Raw genomic sequence first — 3,939 nt, 5'->3', positions numbered from 1 at the left:
ATGGGGATTTTTTTTGTTATAGGTGCAGCGTGTCGCCCTTCGGGCTCGATCCGCTACCTTTCTTTATAAAATGGTTTATGAATTTATTTATCATCTATAATTTAAGTATTTAATCTAAAATAAAAAGCGAAGCTTTTTTGGCTTGATGAATAACAATTATAGTTTTCTTATTGAGTTGAAACTTGAATCAATTTTTTGTAAATCTTACCTTATAGATTTACTTTATTTGAGGATATTACATCTTAAAAAATTGTTATCACTTATATTTTTCATAACTTTATGTTAATCAAAGGGTTAAGGTTATGAAAAATATTATCATCTCAAATTTTCACCCTATCTTAGTAGGGAACCTAATCAACCAATCTAAACTTAATCAGTATACAAAATTTCTTTATCATCATTTTCAAAATCATCCAGTAAGACAGAGTACAGGATATTTTGAGGAAGAAGAAGAAAATGAGAATCTAGTAAGCTTTAATGTTGTGTCTGATCACGTGGATAAATATGCCATATCTCACGCAAATATTAATAGTAGACAGGTGCTTATTTTTGAAGAAGTTGAGAGCTTTATTCAAAATGAAATGGAAAATGTATCCCACGAAGATTATATTTTTCCAATTGATTTTGAAATTCATTCAGGAAATACTTTTGGACCAAAAATTGAAATGAGGATGGATTGGTTCAGGAGGAAAATGCGTACAGTTTTTGATCAATTTTATGCAAACACACATTCGAAACCAGAAAATTTAATCCATGTAACATGTTCAGGGTATTCGTCGCCTAGTTTAGCTCAAGAGGCAGTTATAAAACGAAAATGGGAGACAGTCCAGGTTACTCATTCATACCATATGGGATGTTATGGAGCATTTCCTGCAATTCGAACCGCAATGTGTTTATTGAACCTCAGTAAATTAAACGGTCGCGTTGATATAGTGCATACAGAATTGTTATCCGCTCATTTGAATTTAACAGAATTTTCACCATCCAATACAATGATTTGCTCTCTATTTGCTGATGGATTTATTGGGTATTCTCTGTATGAAGAGGATAAATTCTACGAAGATAATGATCTCAGTCAAAAAAACGGTTTAAGAATTTTGGCTTCCCATGAAGTCATTATTCCTGATTCTTTAGAAGATATGTCTTGGGATTTGGGCGAATATAATTTTCTTATGACACTTTCTAAACGTGTTCCCGTTTTTATACGAAAAAATATCAAAGGATTTATGGATGCGCTTTGTGAAAAACTACATTTGAATTTTGATGATATTAAAAGTGATATCTGTTTTGCTATTCATCCCGGCGGTCCTAAAATTATTGATTATGTTATTGAAGAATTGGGACTTGAGTTGGATCAGGCTAAATGGTCCTATGAAATTCTTAGAAGACAAGGTAATATGTCATCAGCTACAGTTCCGCATATTTTTAATGAAATTGTAAATGATAAGTCTATTGCTCCTGGTACAAAAATAATTGGTATAGCATTTGGACCTGGACTTACAGCAACGGGCCTCTTTTTAGAAAAAGTATAATCTAACTGATTTAGGTTATCTAATGTACTACTTATAGTACTAAAAGTGTTAAAATTGACACTTAAAAATTTTAAGAATTATTTTATGAGTAATTTTATTACGTAGTTATAAATTACTGATATTTAATGGTTTATTGTGATAATGAGTTGTCATTATAAATACCACTTCAATACAATCAAGCCTGATTAAACCCTCTTTTATTTATTTAAAACTTTTTTAAAAATGAACATTTCTTTCGATTTTGTTCCCACAATTCTGTAACTAAAACCTATTTCATAATAATGGTATTAAACATGTATTATTATGAAAAAATTTATTTTTTTGACACAGAAAAATAAGGTTTATCATTTTTTTGCGCATTCCTGTTGTAGTTCGATGCGTATTGATAAATTACTTATTATTGTATTTTTTTCACTTTTCTCGATTAATGTTTCTGCTCAATTGGTAGGAGATGCGACGGTTAAAGCTAATTTTGGTGTTGAAGCTGATGTATATGCAAATCGTCTTCAATTTCCAAATGCTGATGTACCTGTTGTACCATTACCTAACGCGGCAGGAACTGATGATTGGTTTGTTAATCAAACTCTATATCCTGGAAGTGGAAAAGGTGTAATCGACCAAACAAATGCGGCTGCAATAACTGCTTTAATTCAAGGGACATCTAAAAATAATTATGCTTTTGAACGTAGACAATCGATTACAACGCCAACTTTCCCTTTTCCTTACCCAATTGTAGATGGGTATTTGTGGTTAGATTCAGTGTATGGACGTGATAACAATAGTGCTCAGGGAGAATCTGACTTGAGTATATTTGGAGGTACAGGAGATAAAAACTCCGATAATCCAAATACTTGGGCACTAAGTACAGGAAGTATACCTCAGAAAGACGATATTATTGATGTTTATGCCCATTTAAGAGGGATAGGCCCTAAAGCACCTTCTGATATAGATCCCAGACCTTTCACCGAACTTTGGGCTTTTGCCGGAGGTTCTCTTCGTGAAACTAATGGTAGTAAACATATCGACTTTGAATTTTTCAGAACTTTAATCGATTATGTTCCCGGCGATATAGTTTTCGGTAACACTGGAAATGACGGTGGCCGAACAGCTTGGGATTTTGATGCAACGGGTAATATTCTAGTTCCGGGTACTTTAATCATTTCCATCGATTATGAAGGTGGTGGTACTAAACCTGATGTTCGTATCCGAGTTTGGATGAATCAGGCTGATTTAGCCAATTTTAATTCATTAGCAAACAGACCTTTTAATATTGATGCTTCTACCTTTGAACAAGGACTAAATAGCGGTGCTTTTGGTTATGTAAGAATTGAAGCATTGAATAATGCTGTACCAAACCTTTTCGGACGTGTGAACAAAGAAGCAATTACTTTAGCCGCTCCATGGGGTACTATTGAAGGTGAAAATGCCGCTTTTCAAACAAGTTATAAAGAGTTTCAGTTTGTTGAAATTGGAATCAATTTGACTGCTTTCGGATTGGATAGACGTGGTGAAGAAGATCCTTGTTCTAATATTTTAGGTAGTTTGTTAGTTAAAACAAGATCAAGTGCGGGTGGTAATAGCGATTCATTTACAAGTGAATTAAAAGACTTTGCCGGTCCTTATATTTTTGGTAATTCGACAGATCCATCTGTAGATCTTACTGGAGGAGGCGAAATCAATTGTGATAATCCAACTTTAACTCTTACTGCAAATTTGACCAATCCAATGACTCTTCCATCAAGTGTAAATTATTCATTTTATGGTCCTGATAACGATAATGACCCAAGCAATGGTTTTGGACCACTACTTCAAGGACCTTCAGCAGATAATACACTCGATTTAAATTCAACTAATCAACCAGGAACTTATACTGTAGTTGTTGATGCTTTAGCTTTTCCTGGTTGTAGTAAATTTGACAGAGTTGATGTAACTGTTGTTAATTGTGACCCTGTCGATGTTGCTGGTCCAGGTAATTCATCTACTAGTCAATGTGACTATGCAGATCAAGCTGCTGTAGATGTTGCATTTGCCGCGTGGTTAGCTCAGTTCCAAACATTAAACAATGGTTGTGGTGGCACTGCACAATTTACAGGCGACCCTAGAATAGCTCCTAGTTTATGTAACGGCGGAACGGTTAATGTGACCTATAGTATAGCCGATAGTTGTACTGATGACAGTGTGACCGCCAGCTTTACTTTGAATAGTGAAGCCGACGTTGATGTTGCTGGTCCAGGTAATTCATCTACTAGTCAATGTGACTATGCAGATCAAGCTGCTGTAGATGCTGCATTTGCTGCGTGGTTAGCTCAATTCCAGACTTTAAATGATGGTTGTAGTGCTGTAGCACAATTCAGCGGAGATCCTAGAGTGGCTCCAAGATTATGTGATGGCGGAGTGGTAAATGTTA

Annotated in this window: 2 protein-coding genes; both read left to right on the top strand. The window is 34.7% G+C overall.

Features of this window, described 5'->3' with window-relative positions:
* Positions 1-302 precede the first annotated feature (302 nt).
* Positions 303-1,532 carry a 3-oxoacyl-[acyl-carrier-protein] synthase III C-terminal domain-containing protein gene (locus tag ACFO7M_RS15670; protein WP_379711731.1) on the top strand — a complete coding sequence of 410 codons (1,230 nt, stop codon included), beginning with the start codon at positions 303-305 and terminating at the stop codon, positions 1,530-1,532.
* 303 nt (positions 1,533-1,835) lie between these two features.
* On the top strand, positions 1,836-3,939 hold a 2,104-nt coding region (locus ACFO7M_RS15665; RefSeq protein WP_379736743.1), incomplete at its 3' end, for a hypothetical protein.

Source organism: Flavobacterium sp. GCM10023249, assembly GCF_042653365.1.
Lineage (GTDB): Bacteria > Bacteroidota > Bacteroidia > Flavobacteriales > Flavobacteriaceae > Flavobacterium.
This window is presented reverse-complemented; position numbering and strand designations above follow the sequence as displayed.

Coding starts and splice junctions, on each gene's coding strand:
- ACFO7M_RS15670 (WP_379711731.1), top strand. CDS start 303: ATGAAAAATATTATCATCTCAAATTTTCACCCTATCTTAGTAGGGAAC.